25 protein-coding genes are annotated in these 19,412 nt (G+C 67.8%); 6 read left to right on the top strand and 19 right to left on the bottom strand.

Annotation, left to right across the window (positions count from 1 at the left end; translation table 11 throughout):
• Positions 1 to 48: 48 nt before the first annotated feature.
• The 5 genes from L2C96_RS18035 to L2C96_RS45335 all read right to left on the bottom strand — a co-directional run bounded on the left by L2C96_RS18035 (position 49) and on the right by L2C96_RS45335 (position 2,139).
• A complete protein-coding gene (locus tag L2C96_RS18035) occupies positions 49 to 324 on the bottom strand; it encodes a hypothetical protein (RefSeq protein WP_237337060.1) in 276 nt (91 codons plus the stop codon).
• Positions 325 to 841: 517 nt separating this feature from the next.
• A complete protein-coding gene (locus L2C96_RS18030; RefSeq protein WP_237337059.1) occupies positions 842 to 1,084 on the bottom strand; it encodes an MDR/zinc-dependent alcohol dehydrogenase-like family protein in 243 nt (80 codons plus the stop codon).
• A 148-nt stretch (positions 1,085 to 1,232) separates the two neighbouring features.
• A complete protein-coding gene (locus tag L2C96_RS18025) occupies positions 1,233 to 1,415 on the bottom strand; it encodes an NAD-dependent epimerase/dehydratase family protein (protein ID WP_237337058.1) in 183 nt (60 codons plus the stop codon).
• A complete protein-coding gene (locus tag L2C96_RS45340; protein ID WP_372491234.1) occupies positions 1,391 to 1,663 on the bottom strand; it encodes an alcohol dehydrogenase catalytic domain-containing protein in 273 nt (90 codons plus the stop codon). Before L2C96_RS45340 ends, L2C96_RS18025 begins: the two co-directional genes overlap by 25 nt.
• A 128-nt stretch (positions 1,664 to 1,791) precedes the next feature.
• Positions 1,792 to 2,139, bottom strand: coding sequence for a TetR family transcriptional regulator C-terminal domain-containing protein (locus L2C96_RS45335; protein ID WP_372491233.1), 348 nt, complete (start codon positions 2,137 to 2,139; stop codon positions 1,792 to 1,794).
• A gap of 23 nt (positions 2,140 to 2,162) precedes the next feature.
• Here L2C96_RS45335 and L2C96_RS18020 point away from each other — a divergent pair, with 23 nt between their 5' ends.
• Entirely contained in the window at positions 2,163 to 2,369 is a 207-nt protein-coding gene (locus tag L2C96_RS18020; protein ID WP_237337057.1) for a hypothetical protein, read from the top strand.
• Positions 2,370 to 2,378: 9 nt separating this feature from the next.
• Here L2C96_RS18020 and L2C96_RS18015 read toward each other — a convergent pair whose 3' ends face one another.
• From L2C96_RS18015 to L2C96_RS17995, 5 genes are read right to left on the bottom strand one after another with little or no spacing between them, the layout of a single operon-like run.
• Complete coding sequence (locus L2C96_RS18015) at positions 2,379 to 2,621, bottom strand: hypothetical protein (protein WP_237337056.1); 243 nt, start codon at positions 2,619 to 2,621, stop codon at positions 2,379 to 2,381.
• Between the two features lie 60 nt (positions 2,622 to 2,681).
• Positions 2,682 to 3,464: a 2-keto-4-pentenoate hydratase gene (locus L2C96_RS18010; RefSeq protein ID WP_237337055.1), complete on the bottom strand. Its 783-nt coding sequence runs from the start codon at positions 3,462 to 3,464 to the stop codon at positions 2,682 to 2,684.
• Positions 3,461 to 4,477, bottom strand: coding sequence for a 4-hydroxy-2-oxovalerate aldolase (gene dmpG, locus L2C96_RS18005; RefSeq protein ID WP_237337054.1), 1,017 nt, complete (start codon positions 4,475 to 4,477; stop codon positions 3,461 to 3,463). Before dmpG ends, L2C96_RS18010 begins: the two co-directional genes overlap by 4 nt.
• Positions 4,474 to 5,379: an acetaldehyde dehydrogenase (acetylating) gene (locus tag L2C96_RS18000; RefSeq protein WP_237337053.1), complete on the bottom strand. Its 906-nt coding sequence runs from the start codon at positions 5,377 to 5,379 to the stop codon at positions 4,474 to 4,476. Before L2C96_RS18000 ends, dmpG begins: the two co-directional genes overlap by 4 nt.
• Complete coding sequence (locus tag L2C96_RS17995; protein WP_237337097.1) at positions 5,379 to 6,128, bottom strand: 2-keto-4-pentenoate hydratase; 750 nt, start codon at positions 6,126 to 6,128, stop codon at positions 5,379 to 5,381. The genes L2C96_RS18000 and L2C96_RS17995 overlap by 1 nt, the downstream gene beginning before the upstream one ends.
• A 112-nt stretch (positions 6,129 to 6,240) precedes the next feature.
• On the opposite strand from L2C96_RS17995, the gene L2C96_RS17990 reads away from it, so the two are divergent.
• On the top strand, positions 6,241 to 7,032 hold the full coding sequence (locus L2C96_RS17990; RefSeq protein WP_237337052.1) for an IclR family transcriptional regulator: 792 nt from the start codon (positions 6,241 to 6,243) through the stop codon (positions 7,030 to 7,032).
• A 166-nt stretch (positions 7,033 to 7,198) separates the two neighbouring features.
• Here L2C96_RS17990 and L2C96_RS17985 read toward each other — a convergent pair whose 3' ends face one another.
• From L2C96_RS17985 to L2C96_RS17970, 4 genes are all read right to left on the bottom strand, one after another.
• A complete protein-coding gene (locus tag L2C96_RS17985; protein WP_237337051.1) occupies positions 7,199 to 8,332 on the bottom strand; it encodes an SDR family NAD(P)-dependent oxidoreductase in 1,134 nt (377 codons plus the stop codon).
• An 89-nt stretch (positions 8,333 to 8,421) separates the two neighbouring features.
• Positions 8,422 to 8,841: a MarR family winged helix-turn-helix transcriptional regulator gene (locus tag L2C96_RS17980; protein WP_237337050.1), complete on the bottom strand. Its 420-nt coding sequence runs from the start codon at positions 8,839 to 8,841 to the stop codon at positions 8,422 to 8,424.
• Between the two features lie 1,214 nt (positions 8,842 to 10,055).
• On the bottom strand, positions 10,056 to 10,274 hold the full coding sequence (locus L2C96_RS17975) for a hypothetical protein (RefSeq protein WP_237337049.1): 219 nt from the start codon (positions 10,272 to 10,274) through the stop codon (positions 10,056 to 10,058).
• Between the two features lie 129 nt (positions 10,275 to 10,403).
• Positions 10,404 to 10,982: a TetR/AcrR family transcriptional regulator gene (locus L2C96_RS17970; RefSeq protein ID WP_237337048.1), complete on the bottom strand. Its 579-nt coding sequence runs from the start codon at positions 10,980 to 10,982 to the stop codon at positions 10,404 to 10,406.
• Positions 10,983 to 11,088: 106 nt separating this feature from the next.
• On the opposite strand from L2C96_RS17970, the gene L2C96_RS17965 reads away from it, so the two are divergent.
• The 4 genes from L2C96_RS17965 (at position 11,089) to L2C96_RS17950 (ending at position 14,580) form a co-directional block, all read left to right on the top strand.
• On the top strand, positions 11,089 to 12,000 hold the full coding sequence (locus tag L2C96_RS17965) for an SDR family oxidoreductase (RefSeq protein ID WP_237337047.1): 912 nt from the start codon (positions 11,089 to 11,091) through the stop codon (positions 11,998 to 12,000).
• Positions 12,001 to 12,024: 24 nt separating this feature from the next.
• Positions 12,025 to 12,906, top strand: coding sequence for an SDR family oxidoreductase (locus L2C96_RS17960; RefSeq protein ID WP_237337046.1), 882 nt, complete (start codon positions 12,025 to 12,027; stop codon positions 12,904 to 12,906).
• An 8-nt stretch (positions 12,907 to 12,914) separates the two neighbouring features.
• Positions 12,915 to 13,658 carry an SDR family oxidoreductase gene (locus L2C96_RS17955; RefSeq protein ID WP_237337045.1) on the top strand — a complete coding sequence of 248 codons (744 nt, stop codon included), beginning with the start codon at positions 12,915 to 12,917 and terminating at the stop codon, positions 13,656 to 13,658.
• Positions 13,659 to 14,286: 628 nt separating this feature from the next.
• Positions 14,287 to 14,580, top strand: a complete 294-nt coding sequence (locus tag L2C96_RS17950) for a helix-turn-helix transcriptional regulator (protein ID WP_308191163.1) — start codon at positions 14,287 to 14,289, stop codon at positions 14,578 to 14,580.
• On the opposite strand, the gene L2C96_RS17945 is transcribed toward L2C96_RS17950, so the two are convergent.
• From L2C96_RS17945 to L2C96_RS17925, 5 genes are read right to left on the bottom strand one after another with little or no spacing between them, the layout of a single operon-like run.
• Complete coding sequence (locus tag L2C96_RS17945; protein ID WP_272882796.1) at positions 14,529 to 15,578, bottom strand: LLM class flavin-dependent oxidoreductase; 1,050 nt, start codon at positions 15,576 to 15,578, stop codon at positions 14,529 to 14,531. The genes L2C96_RS17950 and L2C96_RS17945 overlap by 52 nt on opposite strands.
• A gap of 3 nt (positions 15,579 to 15,581) precedes the next feature.
• Positions 15,582 to 16,775: an NAD(P)/FAD-dependent oxidoreductase gene (locus L2C96_RS17940; protein WP_237337043.1), complete on the bottom strand. Its 1,194-nt coding sequence runs from the start codon at positions 16,773 to 16,775 to the stop codon at positions 15,582 to 15,584.
• Entirely contained in the window at positions 16,775 to 17,098 is a 324-nt protein-coding gene (locus L2C96_RS17935; protein WP_237337042.1) for a 2Fe-2S iron-sulfur cluster-binding protein, read from the bottom strand. The genes L2C96_RS17940 and L2C96_RS17935 overlap by 1 nt, the downstream gene beginning before the upstream one ends.
• Positions 17,099 to 17,119: 21 nt before the next feature.
• On the bottom strand, positions 17,120 to 18,325 hold the full coding sequence (locus L2C96_RS17930) for a cytochrome P450 (protein WP_237337041.1): 1,206 nt from the start codon (positions 18,323 to 18,325) through the stop codon (positions 17,120 to 17,122).
• Between the two features lie 31 nt (positions 18,326 to 18,356).
• Positions 18,357 to 19,100 carry an SDR family NAD(P)-dependent oxidoreductase gene (locus L2C96_RS17925; protein WP_237337040.1) on the bottom strand — a complete coding sequence of 248 codons (744 nt, stop codon included), beginning with the start codon at positions 19,098 to 19,100 and terminating at the stop codon, positions 18,357 to 18,359.
• Between the last annotated feature and the right edge of the window lie 312 nt (positions 19,101 to 19,412).

Raw genomic sequence — 19,412 nt, 5'->3', positions numbered from 1 at the left:
CTGGAAGCTGCGCAGCCGCAGGGCCGAGTGGCCGCCGCTGCAACGGTCTCAAGCCGCTGATGGGCCCATCCGAATCATGTCCACGCCATCGGCGGTAAGCGTCGCCGTGACCAGATCGCCGACGCCTCCGGGCCTGGCAGGGCGGATCAAGCCGAGGTGGTGGAGCGAATGCGCCATGGCTTGATCGCAGCAGGCGAGACCATCGATGAAGAGGTCGGGTTCACACCCGAGCACCATCCGCACCCGCCCTGCGGCGACTGCTCGCAGGATTGCCTGTGCTCGACAGGTGGCCGCAAGTGGCGGAACCGGCTGCTTCTTGGACATCGTTGTTCCTTGGGTACCGGAGGCGGTCCTCTCTCGGACGGGGCCGCTGCTGTAAGTAGACGCTGCTTGTGACGGCTGCTGCTGTCGCAAATCGCGACAGGGTCATTTATCTGAGCGGGATACGGCTGCAGCGTTCGGCGGGAGCGGAGAGACCGCTCCTTCATCGCATCAGCTGCGTTCCCCAAGAAGTCGTTGCAAGCGCCTGGACCGGACGCGTCACCTCATGATGAGGCCGTGAGCTGGCTGCTGCGCCAGCGAAGGTTGCAACCGTCATCAGAAGCCAAGCCCAGCCAGGGTGAACCCGAACAGTGTCACTGACACAGGCCAGCTGCTGATCGACCTCGCGGAACCTACCTCCTCGCCGTTCACCAGTGCAGTACAAGGCACCGCGGGACGTCGAGGTGATCGCCATGCTCCCCATGACCTCGGCGGGCCGTGACCAGGAGTTCGCCTCCGCGACTAGGTGTGACCCGAGCTGGAGTCGCGGATCCGGGGGTAGGTCAGGCGACCCCGCTCGTCAGCGGGTCGCGTCGGCGATCACCCGGCCGCGGATCCGGCCGGCGAGCAGTTCGTCGGCGGTCGCGATCGCCTCGCTGAGTCCGATGTCGTGGCTGATCTCCTCGAGATGAGCGCGGTCGAGCTCCCGGCTCAGTCGCTGCCAGGTCGTGACGCGCGTGTCGTAGGGCTGGTTGACGCTGTTGATGCCGAGCAGGCTCACGCCGCGCAGGATGAACGGTGCCACGGTGGCCGGCAGGTCCATGCCGTGCGCCATGCCGCAGGCCGCCACGGCGCCCTCGGTCCTGGTGCCAGCGCAGACGTTGGCGAGGGTGTGGCTGCCGAGGGAGTCGATGGCTGCGACCCACCGCTCCTTGGCGAGCGGACGTCCCGGCTCGGATCGTTCGGCGCGGTCAGGATGCTGGTCGCGCCCGATTTCCGCAGGTGGTCGCCCTGCTCCGGGCGCCGGTCGCGGCGATCACCGAGTAGCCGTGGCGGTTCAGCAGCGAGATCGCGAAGCTGCCCACCCCTCCGTTGGCGCCCGTCACCAGCACGTCGCCGTCGCCGGGCGTCACGCCGTGCCGCTCCAGCGCCATGAGGCAGAGCATCGCCGTATAGCTAGCCGTGCCGCTCGCCATCGCCTGCTGCTCCCTGACGCCGTCCGGCGACGGCACCAGCCAGTCGCCTCGCAGTCGGGCGCGCTGCGCGAGCCCGCCCCAGTGGGTCTCTCCCCGACACCCCAGCCGTTGAGCACGACGCGGTCACCGGCAGAGTGCGACGGGTGGCCGCTCGACTCGACGACCCCGGCGAGGTCGATGCCGGGCACCATGGGGAACCGCCGCACGACGGGCCCCTTGCCGGTGATGGCCAGGCCGTCCTTCTAGTTGAGGGTGCTGTAGGCGACGCGGACACTCAGGTCACCCTCGGGCAGGTCGTGCTGCTCCTCGGGCTGTGGGTCAGCGGGGTCGGTGCCTAATCGCTGGCCGCGCGGGCCAGGAAGCCGGCGATGGAGACGTCGAGCGGCCGGGTGCTGCGCACCAGTCGCGCCCGCAGCACCGCGCCCTCCCAGCCGATCCAGAAGAACGCCGAAAGCTGGTCGCAATCGGCGCCGGCCGCGAGCTCCCCGGCCTCGTCCGCCAGCCGGAGGCAGGCCGCGAGCCGGCGCTCCCACGCAGGACCTCCTCGAGTCGTACGCGGAAGCGGTCGGGTAAAGACACGACCTCCTGCCCGAGGTTGCCCACCAGGCAGCCGAGCTCGAAGTTGTACGCTGCAGGACCTCCAGGCCGACCTGAGCGAGGAGGTGGGGCCGGCAGGCCGCAAACCGGACCGGCGGACATCGCCACGTGATCATCCCGCGGCTTCGGCTCGAGGGCTTCCTCGTCACCGACCAGCTCGAACGCGCGCCGGCAGTCGAGACCGAGTTACGCGAACTCATGACCAGCGGCCGTCTCCAGGTCCCGGTCACCGCGTCCGACGGAATCGAGCAGGCACCGGCCGCGCTGATGTCGCTTCTCCGCGGAGCCAAGTTGGCAAATCGGTCGTGCGCGTGATGCGAGGCGTCACCGCATCGCCGCGCCTGCTGGGTCGGGATGAGCCGTGGTGAGGGCGACCTCGAACCAGTAGCCCGGATCCGTGATGCGTTCGAAGGTGCGCCGCAGTGGCAGGCGCGACTCACGGGGAAGCGTCTTCAGGCCGATCTTCCTCCAGGTGCCGATTAAGAGCAGGGTGACGATCACCGTGGTCGGGCGACGGTCCTCCAGGGCGGCCATCCCGGTCGTGGCGGCGGTCTCGCTCTCCGCCACCAGGCAGCCCTTCGCGGGCCTCGGCCGACTCAGCGGGGCATCGGAACTTCCTTGTCACGGTCAGGCCGCGGTGACGAATACCGAGCCGAGGGAGGTGAACTCGGCACCGATCTGGTCGCCGGCGTGCGCGAACACCGCGTCGGTCAGGCCCCCGGTCAGTACGATCTGCCCGGCCTCGATCGCCTCGCCCCTCGCGGCGAGTGCGTTGGCGGCCAGCGCCAGCGCCTCCGCCGGATGGCCCTGCACCGCGGCACCGGTCGCGGTGTCGGTCACCGTGCCGTTGACTGTGAGCACACACGCTTCCAGCGCCAGGTCCAGGTTCTTCGGCGATACCGGCTTGCCGCCCACCACGAACCGCGCCGAGGAGGCGTTGTCGGCCACCACGTCGGGCAGCGTGAACTTGAAGTCGGTGTAGCGCGAGTCGATGATCTCGAGTCCGGCGTGGACACTCTCCACCGCGTCCAGCGCGGTCGCCGCCGTGATGCCCGGGCCCGCCAGGCGTTTGCCCATGACGAACACGATCTCCGGCTCGACTCGCGGGTGGATCAGCTGGTCCAGCGGAATGGGCTCGTCGGCCGCCAGCACGTAGCCGTCGGTCAGCACCGCGGTCAGTGGCGAGTCGATGCCCATCCGCTCCTGCTTGGCCCGCGAGGTCAGTCCCAGCTTGACGCCGACGACCGTCTCGCCCGCCTCGACCTTTCTCTCGATCAGCCGCTTCTGCACCCGGTAGGCGGTCGGCAGGTCGAGCTCCGGCCACTCCTCGGTGATCGGCCCGCGGTCCCGCCGCTTCGCCTCGGCGGCCAGCAGCACGTCCGCCGCGGTGTCGATGCTCCACGTCGTCATGCGTTCTCCTTCTCGGCCAAGCCGATCGCCACATCGATGATCATGTCTTCCTGGCCGCCGACGTACCGCAGTTCGCCGACTTGCTTCAGGATCTGGTAGGCGGGCACGCCGTACCTCTGGGCGGCGGTTTCGGCGTGCAGCAGGAACGAGTTGTAGACACCGTAACGGCCCTGCACGATCGCGGCCCGGTCGGCGACCGGCATCCGGGGCACCATCGGGGCCAGGACCTCCTCGGCCGCGGCGAGGATCAGTTCACTGTCCACTCCGGTCTCCACGCCGAGTGCGTCGAACGCCGGGACGAGGATTTCGGTGGGGGAGTTGCCCGCGCCCGCACCGAGAGCGCGCAACGTGCCATCGATCTGGCGGGCGCCCGCTTGCTGCGCGGCGAGCGAGTTCGCGACCCCGAGGGACAGGTTCTGGTGGCCGTGGAACCCGACCTGGGCGTCCTCGCCCAGCTCCTGGACCAGCGCGGTGACGCGGTCGGTCACGCCGCTGGGCAGCAACGCGCCCGCGGAGTCGACGACGTAGACGCACTCGCATCCCGCGTCGGTCATGATCCGGGCCTGTTTCGCCAGGCCCTCCGGCGAGTTCATGTGCGAGAGCATCAGGAACCCGACGGTTTCCAGGCCCAGATCGCGGGCCGCGCCGAAGTGCTGGACGCTCACGTCCGCTTCGGTGCAGTGCGTCGCGACTCTGGCGACGCGGGCACCGGCGTCCGCGGCCTCGCGAAGATCCGCGACCGTGCCCAGACCAGGCAGCAGCAGCACGGCGATCTTTGCCCGGCGCACCTCGTCGACCGCGGCGGCGACGAGTTCCATGTCCCGGACCTTGGAGAAGCCGTAGTTGAACGACGAGCCGGCCAGCCCGTCGCCGTGGGTGACCTCGATGACCTCGACCCCGGCCCGGTCCAGTGCCCCGGCCACCGCGCGAACCTGGTCCGTGGTGAACTGGTGGCGCACGGCGTGGCTGCCGTCCCGCAGCGTGGTGTCGGTGATGCGCACGCGGTTCGTCATCGCGCGGTCGTCTCCTTCGATCCGGCGGCGAGCAGCTCTCCGGCGCGCACCGCGGCGGCGGTCATGATGTCCAGGTTCCCGGCCCACGGTGGCAGGTAGTCGCCGTTGCCCTCGACCTCGAGGAAAACCGCGACCCGCGCGTGCCCGTCCCACAGCTCGCTCGGGCGGTCGAACTGGGGGTCGGACTTGAGGCGGTAGCCGGGCACGTAGGTCTGCACCTCGGCCACGGCACGGTGGATCGACTCGGCGATCGCACCGGTGTCGGCGTCGCTCGGGATCGCGCAGAACACCGTGTCCCGCATGATCAGTGGTGGCTCGACCGGGTTCAGGATGATGATGGCCTTGCCCCGCGCGGCGCCGCCCACGGATTCGATCGCGTGCGAGGTGGTCTCGGTGAACTCGTCGATGTTCGCCCGCGTGCCCGGGCCGGCCGAGCGCGAGGAGATCGACGCGACGATCTCGGCGTAGGGCACCTCGGTGACGCGCGAGACGGCGTGCACGATCGGGATCGTCGCCTGTCCGCCGCAGGTGATCATGTTGATGTTCGGCGCCTCCGCGTGCGCGCCCAGGTTGACCGCGGGGCACACGAACGGGCCGACGGCGGCCGGCGTCAGGTCGATCGCGCGGATCCCGGCTTCGGCGTAGCGAGGGGCATTGGCCAAGTGCGGTTTCGCGGCGGTGGCCTCGAAGACGAAGTCGGGCAGCTCCGGCTGGGCCAGCAGCCAGTCCACGCCTTCCGCGCTGGCCTCGACGCCGAGCTCGCGGGCGCGGGCCAGGCCGTCGGAGGACGGGTCGACCCCGATCATGTAGCGCACGTCGAAGACATCCCGGCACTGCAGTTTGACCAGCAGGTCGGTGCCGATGTTGCCGGGACCGACGATGGCGGCGGTGGGGCGGGGCATCACTTCTCCTCGGGGGTGCCGGCGAACGTCGCGGTGACGCTGCCGAGGTGGGCGAAGGTGGCGGTGACGGTGTCTCCGGCCGCGGCGCCGACTGCCGCGGTGAGCGCACCTGGCAGGACGACCGCGCCGGGGCCGAGCGTGATTCCGAGCGGGCCGACCGTGTTGGCCAGCCAGGCCAGCGCGTTGACCGGGGAGCCGAGCACGGCCGCGCCGGCGCCGGTCTGCACGATCCGCCCGTTGCGGCGCAGCACGACTCCGGTGGTGCGCGGGTCGAAGGCGTCGAGCGGCAGCGGCGTCGAGCCGAGGACCAGGCCGCCGGAGGAGGCGTTGTCGGCGATCGTGTTGGGCAGGTCGATCTTCCAGTCCTCGATGCGCGAGTCGATGATCTCCAGCGCGGCCACGGCGTGGGCGATCGCGTCGAGCGCGTCGGCGACGGTGACGCCGGGCCCGGCCAGCGGCTTGCGCAACACGAATCCGATCTCCGGTTCGACGCGCGGGCTGAGGTAGGCGTCCGCCGGGATGGGCTGACCGTCCACGAAGAACATGTCGGCGAAGAGGTGACCGTAGTCCGGGGAGTCCACGCCGAGCTGCCGCTGGATCGCGGCCGAGGTCAGGCCGACCTTGTGCCCCTTGACGATGCGGCCCGCCGCCTTCCACTCCGCGACCTGGCGCAGCTGGACCTCGTAGGCGTCCTCGACGGTCAGGCCAGTGAACGGCGGGATCGGGACACCGCTGTCGTAGGCCTGCATCAGCAGGCGGGCCGCCTCTGCGACGCGGGGCTGTGGGCTCACGAAAAACACTCCCTGTGAGAGGAAACGCGGTTGGTTGACATCGTGCGCCGCTGACCTGCACGCTCCTAGCATGTGCCCCAGTGAGCGGGACACTCCGGCGTCGATGATCGCCCGGGTGTCGCGGGTGTTCGAGGCCTTCCGGCCCCCCGACGATGCGCTCGGGGTGCGCGAGATCGCGCGCCGGACGGGGCTGGCGTCCTCGACCGTGTCCAGGATCGTTCGCGAGCTGGTCGAGCACCGGTTCCTGGAGCCGGCCGGGCGCGGGTTCCGGATCGGGCTGCGGTTCTTCGAACTGGGTGAGCAGGCCGCGCGCCCGCACCAGCTGCGGCAGATGGCGATGGCGAACATGTCCGACCTGCGCAGCGCCACTCGCCAGACCGTGCACCTGGCCGTGCTCGACGGCACCGAGGTCGTCTACGTGATCAAGCTGCGCAGCCGGACCGCGCCACCACTCGGTTCGCGCGTCGGCGGCCGGATGCCGGCGCACGCCACCGGCGTCGGCAAAGCGCTGCTCGCCTTCGCCGACCCAGGGGTCGTGGACCGCGTGATCGAGGCGGGGCTGCCGCGCTTGGGGCCGGGCACGATCACCGACGGCAAACGGCTGCGGGACGAGCTGGCGGCGATCCGGGAGGCCGGGATCGCCTATGAGACCGAGGAATCCGGCCCCGACGTGGTGTGCGTGGCGGCACCCGTCACGCCCCGCGAGGGCAGGCCGATCGCGGGCCTGTCGATCAGCACACGGCGGGGCGAGGTCGACACCGCGACGCTCGGACCCGCGATCCGGACCGCCGCCCTCGCGCTCGGCAGGCAGGCGGCCCGCATGCCCGCGTTGTCCGGCGCGGTCTGGACGGAACTGGGCTGACCCAGCCTCGCTGGTAGCGGGGTTCCCGGAGAGGTCGGTCTCGGCGTGAGCTGGGGGAGCACGATGGTCTCCCCGACGGTGTCCCGCAGCCGCGCCATGAGTCCGGGTCGGGAATGGCCTTCCGGCGACGGCTGCGGGACTGGGATGCCGCTCGCTAGCCGGATTCCTACTTCGGGTTGATGGTGTGCCACACGTGGTTGTAAGCGGCGAGATCACTGAAACCGCCATCGACGGGAAGGTCGATTCCTGTCACGAAGGCGGCATCGTCGCTGGCGAGGAACAATGCCGCAGCCGCCAGTTCGTCCGGATCGGCGGCACGTCCCAGAGGAGTGAGCCGCACCAGCTCCGCGAAGAGAGCGCTGCCTGCGTCCATCATCGGCGTCGCGACGACCCCGGGGTGCAGGGCATTCACTCGGATACCGGCCGGTGCGAACTCGGTTGCCGCCGCCTTCGTGAGTCCGCGGACACCCCATTTGGACGACGAGTACGCGGCGACCGGATGCCCCATGATCCCCGCGGTGGAGCCGAGGTTGACGATGCTGCCTGCGCCGCTGCGCTTCATCAGCGCGGCGCACTCCTTCATGCCGAGGTACTGCCCGGTGAGGTTGACATTCAGGATCCTGTCCCAGTCGTCTTCCGACGTGCCGGTCAGGTCATGACGGACATTGACGCCGGCGTTGTTGATCAGGATGTCGAGGCGTCCGGCCTCCTCTTCGAGCTGACCGACGAGGCGCCGCCACTCCTCGGCCCGGGTGATGTTCAGGTGCACGAACCGGGCCCACCCACCTGCTTCCCGGATCTCCGCGGCGATCGCTTCACCTCGCTCGTCGAGGATGTCACACAGGTAGACGCGTGCACCCTCTCGTGCGAAGAGCCGGGCCTCTGCCTCTCCTTGGCCCCGCGCCCCACCGGTGACGACGGCCACCTTGCCCTGCAGCCTTCCAGCGCCACGCGGCGCGGCGTTCGGCCGGGCCGCCCTCTGCACCGGCGCGTCACTCGGCTCGTTAGTTCCCAGCAGCACCGTCTCCACCTGTTCGATCTGGCGCATGTCGAACCCGGCCATATCTCCGGCGAACCCTTCACTGCCCATGTACTCCCGGATGACCGCCTCCGGATCGGCCCCGTCCGGGTAACTGACAACGGCGACAACGACGGAGGGGTCTCCGGGAAGTTTGGCGAATCCGAGAGTTTCGACGCCGAACTCCCGAAGGCTCGTGACGTGTGCCTCCCACCGAGGCAGGTAGTCGCTGGCCGCCTCAGGCGACGACAGGTGGTAAGTGCGCAGCTGAATTTTGGGCATTATTCATCCTTTTTGGACGGTTGACGAACGCGCGACCCGTACCGACAACGAGGGACGGCACGATCGCGCGGCAGGACCTGTTCACGGAATCAGAGCTGGTGGACGGGACCGTCCTCGCCCAGCTGTGTCAGCAGCTCGTGCAGGATCTCGGTACCTGACCGGATGGCATCGATTTCCATCGATGCGAGCAACTGGGTGAGCCGCGCGTCGACCAGTGACAGTGCCTCCCGTGCGCGGGCAGCACCAGCGGGGGTGAGGCGAATGCGATAGCTTCGCCGGTCCGAGCTGCCGCCCGCTCGTTCGACGAGCCGTTCACGTTCCAGGCGGCGCAGGATGTTGCTCGTGCCTCCTGTGGTGAGAAGAAGCCCCGCGGACAGGTCTCCCGGGCGTGCTTCTCCGTCCGCCGTCGCCAGCAGAGCGGTGAGCACGTCGAATTCGGACCGGGACAGCCCCAGTTTCCCCACTGCTGTCACAACTTCGCGGTCGAGGAGTGCGTGGAACCTGCCCACGTGGCGAGCGAAACCTACGTACACGCTCGGTCGGCTTCGTGCAGAGCTGGGTTCTCCGCGCTTGGTCACGACACAACTTTAGCTTTCGATATAGCTTTTCGTAAAGCTATATCGAAAGTGATCTGGATCCCTGCCGGGGTGAGCGGAGGCGCTGCGGTCCCTCTCGGCGGGCCAGGAACCAGCAGCGACGTCCCGCGCCCGGCCGACCTGCGAGATCACCCGGTCGCTGCGCAACGGCCAAACCGGGCCGCTCCCGGAAGGTGCCGCTGCCTGGCTGGTGCGAGGCTGGGAACCGGATCAGTCGCCGTCCGAGCGGTGAGCCATCCGCGACCGGCTGGCCCGCATCGAACAACTCGTTGCCGTCTGCGAGGGGCACGGTGGCCGGGTCGCCGCCGAGGGCGACCCCATGCTCGCGCACCTCGTCGTGCCCAGGGAGCCGCGACCGCCAATCAGAGATCCGCGCCGAACTCGACCCGCACGATGACGACGGATTCGCCCGCGCGCTCGGCGAGTGGACTCGACTGGTGCCCTAACCACCCCCTGATCGGCGAGCCGGTGTCGAGCGGATTTGCCTGCCCGGCTGGACCGATGTCCCGACCGGGCCCCTCCTGATGTCGGCGGTGGTGCCGTGTAGCTCAGATTGAGAGGAGCGCCAGGGGCGGCCCTCGCGGCCAAGCCTGCTACGTCGAGGTTAGCCGTCTGGCACGCCTTCGTCCGCCAGGGACGCGTCCCGCTGGCACACCGGGAAGGCTTATGTGCCGCAGGTGGCGTACCGACGGATCTCAGACCAGGCTAACCAGCGTCCTCGGCCGGCATGTCGATGCCGGCCACTTCGCTGGGACGAGCAGGAGCAAAAGCAGGTCAGCGGCTTGCAGATGTCGCACTTGGGCCAATGGCAGGTTCAAATCCTGTCAGCCCGACGGTCTGTTTGGGTCCGCTGGCTCTGGAGGGAAGCCCAGGTCAGCGGGCCGTGGGAGTTCCCGTCCGCGGCGGGCCGCATCGCCCGGCGCGCGAAGTTCGACCGCCGCTGCAGCTGGTGCTCGGCGCTGACGAACACGTGCGGATGGTCATGACTGTCGAGACACGCCTGCAGCGGCGGGATGAGGAACGGTGGCAGGGAGATGGTGTGCGCGGAACACGCCGTCTTGGGCGGTTCGAGTTCCAGTTGTCCGTTGACTTCGTGCAGGGCGCCGATCTGCGGGGCGATGACGATCTCACCGTCGTCGAGGTGGGCGTTGCAGGCCGGTCAGCTCACCCCAGCGGGCGCCCGTCCAGGCCTCGGTGATGATGGGCACCCCGGCCCACAGCCCGACCAGCGCGCCGGCCTGCGCGGCGATCGCGACGACCTGCTGCGGTGTCGCCCACAGATGTTCGGTTCCGCCAGGATGTAGCTGGCTGTCCGCGTTCGATGCCGAATCGCTCGGCGAGCTCACACACCGTCGCGGCGGACCGGGAGGCGGCGATCAGTTGCCCGACCTGTTCGGCTCAAGAACGTCCTGCTGGCGGGACGGCACTCGGAACAAGGCTCTCCGCGACGGTGCCGCAGGTAACGGTCTGCACCGTCACACCGCATCCGTCCCCGTGACCGACCGGAGCGACGAGAGCGCTTCGCTGATCAGGTCGCGCAGCGGCCGCCGTTCCGCTGGCTGAATCCATCGCTGTTCAGCCGCCTGCTGGATGAGTATGCCGGCCCCTGCCGCCAGGAGCGCGGTTTGCGCGTCGACACCGCGTTCACGGAGGGCGCCGGCCATCGTGGCGGTAAGTGCCGCGCGTTTGGCTTCCTCCCGCTCCTGGAGCTCGGGCGTGGCCTCGATGATCGTCCGCCGGGGCGCGGCCGGCTCACGGAATTCCTCCAGCACCTCGTCGGCGGCAGCACGCAGCGCCCGTACCACCACGTCGATCGGTCGCAGGTCGGCCGGGCTGGCGTGGATCTCACGGGCCAGGACCTGCTTCTGGATTTCCGAGGTGCGGCCGAAGAGGACTTCGCGCTTGCTGGAGAAGTGGTTGAAGAAGGTGCGCTCGGTCAGGCCGGCGCGTGCGGCGATCTGCGCGACCGTCGTCTGGTCGTAGCCCTGTTCGGTGAAGAGGGCGAGGGCTGCGTCGTGCAGGCGTCCTACGGCGTTCGGCTCCCATCGCGGCATGGCCCAAAGATAGCGATTGCAGTCACTGTAGTCATACCCTATGCTGATTGCAGGCACTGAAATAGCGGGCCTCGCAGCAAGCGAGGCCTGGGGGAGGAGCTTGACCATGCGCGTTTTCGTCACCGGCGCGTCCGGGCACATCGCGTCCGCCCTCATCCCGGAGTTGATCGGCGCGGGACACGCCGTCGTCGGTCTCGTCCGTTCCGATGAGGCTGCTGTGCAGGTCGAGAGTCTGGGTGCCGAAGTGCACCTGGGCGACCTGTCGGACCTTGACGGCCTTGCCGCCGCTGCGGCGAAGGCCGACGGGGTCGTCCACCTCGCGTTCGACCACCAGCGTCAGAGCGGTGGCGACCTGGAAGGAGCTGTCGAGGCTGACCTCGCCGCCGTGCGGGCGATCGGCTCGGCCCTCGCCGGCTCGGGCAAACCCTTCGTGGGGACGAACGCGACCGGCGGCATTGCCTTGGCGGGCTTCCAGGGCGTCCTCACGGAGGACGTCTCACTGCCCGGTGGGCCCCGCATCGACGCGGAGAACGCCGTCCTCGCCCTGGCTGGGCAGGACGTGCGCGCATCCGTGGTGCGACTGCCTCCGGCCGTACACGGCAACGGCCGGTACGGCTTCGTTTCCGGGCTCATCGAAATCGCGCGGGCTGCCGGCAGCGCGGGATACGTGGGCGACGGGGGCGACCGATGGGGCGCCACCGCACTGGAAGATGCCGGCCGCGCTTACCGCCTTGCCCTTGAGTCAGCCAAGGCCGGATCACGCATCCACGCCGTCGCGGAGGCAGGCATCGCAATGCGCGACATCGCCGAAGCCATCGGTCATCGACTCGGTGTGCCCACCGCAGCGGTCACTGCCGAAGAGGCTGCAACACGTTTCGGCTTCCTCGCCCCCTTCGTGAGCATGGACAACCCGGTCTCCAGCCGCAGCACGCGCGAGACGCTCGGCTGGGCTCCCAGCCGCCCGGGATTGATAGCCGCCTTGGAAAGCGACCCCGTCCTCACGCCGTCACCCCGTTGAACAGCAGAGAGAAAGCAGGCAGACATGTCCACCGTCCTGATCACCGGTGCGGGAACAGGCATCGGAAACCTCACCGCCCGGGCACTGGCCCGCGCCGGGCACCGTGTCTACGCGAGCATGAGGGACACAACCACCGATCACGCCGAAGAACTGCGCAAGCTCGCCACAGACGAACGCATCGACCTGCGCCCGATCGTCCTCGACGTCCAGTCCGAGGAGTCCATTCAGCAGGCGATCGACGCCATCCTCGGGGAATCCGGCGTTCTGGACGTCGTCGTGCAGAACGCCGGTCACCTCGCCACCGGATACGTCGAGGCGTTCACCGCCGAGGACATCGCCCGCCTGTTCGACATCAACGTACTCGGCGCGCAACGCGTCAACCGGGCGGTCCTTCCGCACTTCCGCGCGCGACGGTCAGGGACCCTTCTCTACGTCGGCAGCACCTCAGTACTCGACGTGCCGCCCTTCCTCGGCCCCTATGTCGCCTCCAAGGCCGCCTTCGACGTGATGGCCCAGGCCACCCGCTATGAAGTCGCCCCGCTCGGCATCGAGTCCGTCATCGTGATGCCCGGCCCGTTCACCCGGGGCACCAACCACTTCCCGAACGCCAGCCGCGCCAGCGACTCCGCGGTGACCCAGGGATACGCCGAACTGGAACCATTCGTCGCACGGAACCTGCAGGCCACCAACAGCCTCTTCCCCGAGGGGGTCGACCCCGACCCGGTAGCGGTCGCCGACGAGATCGCTCGCGTCCTCGCCCTGCCCTACGGGACACGACCGTTCCGCACCGTGGTGGACTTCACCCGCTTCAGCGTGGACGACATCAACGAACTGAGTACATCCCACATCCGCCGGGCCATGCACCACATGGGCTACGAGCAGCTTCTCACCGTCGCACACAACTGAAGGACACCATGCACATCACCGGAAACACCCTCTTCATTCCCGGCGCCACCAGCGGCATCGGGCTCGCCTTGGCCCGGCGCTTCAAAGACCGCGGGAACAGGGTCGTCGTCGGTGGACGGCGGACCGAACTCCTGGAGGAGCTACGGGAAGAGGGATTCGGCGTCGCCCACATCGACACCGCGGACCCGACCAGCATCACCCGGGCCGCCACTCAGGTGATCGCCGAATATCCAGACCTTGACACCCTCGTCAACATGGCCGGGATCATGGTCGCCGAGGACTGGCACACAGCCGAGGGCTTCCTCTCGGTTGCCGAGGACACGGTCAACGTCAATCTTCTCGGCCCCATCCGGCTGATCGCCGCCTTCACCGAACAGCTTCAAAGCCGCCCCGCCGCAACCATCGTCAACGTCTCCTCTGGACTCGCTTCCGTCCCGCTGGCACGCACAGCCACATACTCTGCGACCAAGGCCGCGATCCACGCCCTCTCCGAGGCAATCCGCGTCCAGTACGCTGACACGTCCGTCCAGGTCATCGAGCTGGTTCCGCCAGTGGTCCGCACCGGCCTCGCGGATACCGCCCGCAACCCACGCGCGATCCCGCTCGATGACTTCGCGGACAACGTCATCGCTCTACTGGAGAGCCAGCCCGAGGCCCACGAGATCCTTGTCGACCAGGTCAAGCTCCAGCGTTATGCCGAGCGGCGCGGGGACTACGAAAAGGTCTTCGCGCTCATCAACGGGCAGCAGTGACGCTCCGGCGCCGGGCGGCCCCGCGGACAACGAGGGCGACCTCTGAGGTCAGGTTGTGGGCGGGTGAACTTGAGACGGTGCATGAGCGGCTCGTGCACCGGTTCCGCGCCGCGAAGGATACCCTCGCGAGCGACTACGTCGACTCCTCGCGGCTCGCCGGGTTGGCGGGGGTCCCGGAGGATGTGACTGCCAGGTCGACCTGATCACCGTCACCCCGCCTGGCCGGGTGACGGCGGTCCGCGCTGTCAGTGAGGCGGGTTTCGACCCAGCGGCCGACGACGCCGTCTCGAACAAGCACTCGCGCAGGAGCCGCTTCGAGGTGGGCGCCGGGGCCGTTGTCTTCGTGCGGACGGTAACTCGACGACGGTACGGGCTGGGGTGCTGGCGCCGCTGATTCGACGTCGCCACCGCCGCAACCGGCCACGGACAGCGCGGCAGCGCCGGCCGAGTCAGCCGTGACCAAGGTTCTTCCAGCTCATCCGCACGTCTTCGATTCTGCCCGCGACCGGTGCGAAAAGTGGACAGACTCGAGCGAAGAACGGCTCGTCGGACCGTGGCACTCCGCCTCAACGCGATCGGCACCGGATCCGGTCGTGAACCGTGACGCGGACACCGGCCGAATGTCAGAGTGGACGGAGAGTCCGGCATCCCGCCGATGGCGTACCTTCGGCAGGTCAGGCTTGCCCGGGCACGGAATGATTTGATCAACGGGGACCCCGATGTCCTCACCGTGTCCGCGGTGGCGCTCCGCTGGGGTTTCGGCCACCTCGGCCGGTTCGGCGCCGCGTGTCAGGAGTGGTACGGGGAGCCACCGTCGCACACATTGCGGCGCTGGAAGGGTACGCAGCCCGGAGCGATCCGCGAGCCGCCTCACAAGTCCCGTACGGCGGGAATGACCTTCTCGGCGAAGTTGCGCAGGTAACCGGCAGATTCCTCCCAGGTCATGCCGTGCCGGGTGGCCATCAGATGAAGTTCGTCAGGCCCGCCCTCTTCGTATGTGGTGCGGAGCTCCGTGATGGCCTGGTCCGGTGTCTGGAATATCCGCTCCCAGTTCGGGATGTCCTCGGGTTTGGCCGGCGGTACGTCCATCAGTAACGAGCTGTACGGGTGCACATCTCCCCGGCGGTAGTGGAAATGCTCGAATATTCCTTCACGGTGCTTCGCCCAGGCCCGCTCCGGGTCATCGGTGATGTAACAGGTCCCGAACGTGTGGATCTTCGCGTAGTTGGGCTGCCTTCCGTTGCGGACACACGCCTCCCGCCAGCCGGCCAACCACTTCTGCCACGTCTGCCCACCGGTGAGTCCCTGGAAAAACCCGCCGAGCCCACCGACATTCAGCCCGCGCTTCGCAACCCGGTCCATCGCCGCCGCGGAGAACGCCGCGACAACCCACACCGGCAACGGCTTTTGCATCGGTTTCGGGTTGATCCACACTTCGTCGAGATGCCAGCGCTTGCCGTGATAACTGAAGGGCTCGTCAGAGCTCCAGCACCTCCGCATGATGTCAATGCCCTCGTCAAGCAGACTCGGCCGGAACTTCGGGTTCACCCCCAGCATGGGGAATTCCATGTTGAAGGTCGGCCCGACCTGGCCCAGGCCGACATCGAGGCGGCCGCCGGACAAGATGTCGATCACGGCGAGTTGCTCGGCGAGGAGGACCGGGTGGTAAAACGGCACCTGGATGATGTTGGTACCGATGCGTATCCTGCTGGTGTGGTGCGCGGCCGCGGTCAGCGTCACCGGAAGTCCCGGATTGTATCCGTCCGGGTCGCCGTGATGCTCACTCAGGCTGACCGCGTCGAATCCGACGTTCTCCATCTCTTGCATGTGTTCGAACGCGCCACTGTAGAACTGGGACCATGGGCGGTGCCAGTCAGGCCTAGCCGGATTGCGAAGATCATAGAGTACCCCAAATCGCATGCCTTAGCTTCCTTCCACTTGAGCTGGAGAACTACAGCCGGACCGGTCGACGAGCTTCCTCGCAGCCACGTGGTCGGACGGACGGTTCACCGATTCGACAGCGATCAAGGCACCGTCTCGATAGCAGTTGACCGAGAACGACCGTCCCGCGGGGTCACCGATCACTTCGGTGCGGTCGCTACCGCTGAAGTCGCCCACGATCTGGAGCTTGAGATCAGCTTGGTCGCTCCAGAAGACCGGTGTCCGCCGGTAAGGTTGCGATTCGCCGGAGGTCAGCGTGCTGGCCACGGCGTGCGCCTGGCCGACGGCGTTTTCGACGCATTCGTGCCGGGTTCGCCGGTTCCGGTACGGGTAGGACGCACAGTCACCGATCGCGAAGATGTCCGGATCGGACGTGCGCAGGCAGCGATCGACGAGGACGCCGTCGTTCACCGCGAGCCCCGCCCGCTCGGCCAGCCCGGTGTTCGCCCGGACACCGACGCCTACTACGACGAGGTCGGCCTTCACGAGGGAACCATCGTGCAGCTCGACGCCCTGAACGCGCGAACCGTCGCCGCCGACCAGCCGTGCGACAGGCGTGTCCAGCAAGACCTGGGAGCCTGCCGACACGTGCTCACGAAGGAAGAACTCCGACATCACCGGTGTGACCGCCCTGGCCATGAGCCGGTCAGCCGCTTCGACGATCGTGACGTTCTTTCCCCGGCCTCGCGCGTGGGCGGCGAACTCGAGGCCGATGAACCCGCCACCGACGATGACCACCTCACTCACCGTGACGAGCCGTTCTCGGAGCGCGTCGGCGTCCGCGCGGCGATGGAGCCGGAAAACGCCGTCCAGATCGTTACCGGGAAGCCGTGCCGCCTGGGGTGTTGATCCGGTGGCCAGGATCAAGTGGTCGTACCGCAGAGATTCCCCGGACGCGGGCACGACCGCCTTCGCGGTGCGATCGATCTCCTCGACCCGGTACGCGCGAAGCAGTTCTATTCCCTTGCGCTCGTAGAAATGCTCCGGACGGAATGAGAGGCGATCCTCGCGGAGGCCGTCGAGATAGCCCTTCGACAAAGGAGGCCGCTGATACGGGAGGCAGCTCTCTGCCGTGATCAAGGCGATTGCGCCCGCATAGCCGTTCCGGCGTAGTGACGCGGCCGCGGTGAAACCCGCGTGCCCGGCGCCGACAATGACCACCTGCCCTTGAGTCATCAGTACTGCTCCTCGGGGAGGAACACGGTGATGCCGTCGAGACCGGCGGTCATCGTCAGCTGACAGGAGAGTCTGCTCGACGGCTTGACCGGTGCCGCGGCGCCCTCGAGCATGGCTGTCTCGGTGTCGCTCGGTGGTGCGAGCCGGCCCAGGTCCTTGTCGTCGACGTACACGTGGCAGGTCGCGCACGACATCGAGCCGCCGCATTCGGCGACGATCTCGTCGATGTCGTTGTCGAGCGCCGCTTCCATCACGCTGGTGCCCATTTCGGCATCGACGGTTTCCTGCTGACCTGTGCGCCGGACAAAGGTGATCTTCGCCATGCGATCGACTCCGTTTCCGCGTCAACTGTCGGAATGCTCGGGTGTGAAGCGCACGGGCAGTGAGGCGATCTGCATGATGTTGCCGCCGATGAGGCCGGTGAACCGTACGTCGCCGTCGATTTCGATATCCGGAAGGCGGTGGAGAAGCTGGGTTGCCGCCGTGGCCAGTTCTGCGCGGGCCAGGTGGCGTCCGATACACATGTGCGTCCCGTATCCGAATGCGAGATGTTGATTTCGGCGCCGATCCAGGTCGAACTTCTCGGGGTCCTCGAACCTCCGCGGGTCCCGGTTGGCGGCGAGGTAGTTCAGCAGCACTTTGCCGCCCGCGGGGATCGGCACACCTTCTATTTCGGTGTCCTGCAGGACCTTCCGGGCAAAATGCGGAAGCGGCGTCGTCAAGCGCAGACTCTCCTCGATCGCCTTCGGGAGCGTGCTGGGATCGGTTGTGACCGCCTCGCGAAGCCCTTCGACGGTGAGGATGTGGTGCAACAGCCCGACGATCGACGCCGCGGTCGAGTGGTGGCCACCAATGAAGAACGCGACGAGGATGCCGCCGACTTCAGCGTCGCTCAGCGTTCGTCCGCCAAAAGAACCGGTCGCCAGCTGCGTCAGGTAGTCGTCTCGCGGATCCTCCCGCCGCGACGCCAGTTCGGCGGACGTGAAATCGAAGAACTCCTCACTGGCTTGTTCTTCATTCCCGGATCCCAGTGAGTTGAGCACGCCCATCGCCAACGCGCGCATTCGCGGAGCGGAACTCGGCGACAGACCGATCAAACGCCCGATGACCAGCGCCGGAATGGCATCAGCGAAGTCCGACCAGAGGTCGGCCTTGCCTTCCCGCGCGAAACCGTCGATCTCGGTCCTGACCACATCGTCGAGCAGTGGTTGATGCTTGCGGACCTCAGCCGGGACAAGGGGAGCCTGCATGATCTTCTGCCATGCCTCATGCTCGGCACCCTCGAACTCCAGCGGCGGGATCGGCGGCAACGGGGTCGAGGGAATCAGGACTCCGTCCGCGGAGCTGAACCGGTCGGGACTTGTGGTCACCGCGCGCACTCCCTCGTAGCGCGTGACATTGAAGTAACCACCGTGCGCGGAACTATGCGTGACCGGGCACTGCTCTCGCAGCGAGGTGTACACGTCGAGCACCTCGTCGCGGCTCAAGCTTGTGTCGTGGTGATCGAAGTCGGTTTCGGGGGCGCTGCGCGCGCCCGTCGTGCTGTCCATTCGACACACTCCGTTGTGTATTGACTGGGCTTCACAAGCGGACCAGGCCGCCGTCGGCCATGATGGTCTGTCCGGTGACGAAGTACGAGTCCTCACTGGTCAGAAAGAGGACGGTGCCGACGACGTCGTCGGCTTCGCCGATCTTCTTGATCGCCTGGCTCCGGGAAACCTGTGCCATCAGTTCCGCCGGAACCGCCGAGGTGACGCCGGGAGTCCGGGACAGGGTCGGGCCGACCGCGTTGACGGTGATCCCGTGATCCGCGACGTCGTTCGCCAAGCCCCGGGTGAACCCGATGATCCCCATCTTGCTGGCCATGTAGTGACTCATCTGCGGCACCGCGAGACCAATGGAATTCGACGTGATGTTGACGATCCGTCCCCAGCCGGCTTCCTTCATCAAAGGCAGTACTGCTTGCGTCATGAGGAACTGTGAGTCGAGGTTCACCGACAGCACCTTGCGCCAGGTGTCGTACGTGAGCTCTGAAATGTCGACGAACGGGAAGATCCCGGCGTTGTTGACCAGGATGTCGCAGCGGCCGTGCCGGCTGCGGACCTCCTCGCCGATCTCGGCGGTGCGATCGGGGTCGGAGACGTCTGCCCGCAGTCCGGTCACCTTGTGGCCCGACGCCTCGAGTTGCCCGACCGTCTCGCTGGGGTGGTCGAGGTCGACCGCTATGACGTGAGCACCACGCTCGGCGAGCCCCTGGGCCACGGCCCGGCCGATGCCACGGGCGGCCCCGGTGACGACAGCGACACGGTGCTGGGACTCGGTCATCGGATTCGGCTCCCTTTGTCTGAGCTGGGGGGGCGTTCCACCATGCCGTCACTCCGCCCTCGACCCGATGGCTGCTGCAAAGTGGGCATTCGGGGACCTCCCGGAGAATGTCGCCATGGGTGGCAAGAGCCCGTGTCCAGGAAGCACGCTAGCCGAGACGATCGATCCACCTGAGCCATTTTCCGCACCGCATCGTCCGCGAAACGACTTGCGCTGCCCGCAGATCCGAGTTTCACGTCCCGGGTCATCATCCGCGCCGTGCGGTGCGGCACGCACCAGTCCGGCGTGGACGCGGGCGCGCGCAGTGGGTCG

The organism is Amycolatopsis tucumanensis (assembly GCF_021654135.1).
In the GTDB taxonomy this organism is placed as follows: Bacteria; Actinomycetota; Actinomycetes; order Mycobacteriales; family Pseudonocardiaceae; genus Amycolatopsis_E; species Amycolatopsis_E tucumanensis.
The sequence above is the reverse complement of the archived record's forward strand: the minus strand, read 5'-3'. Positions and strand labels throughout refer to the sequence as shown.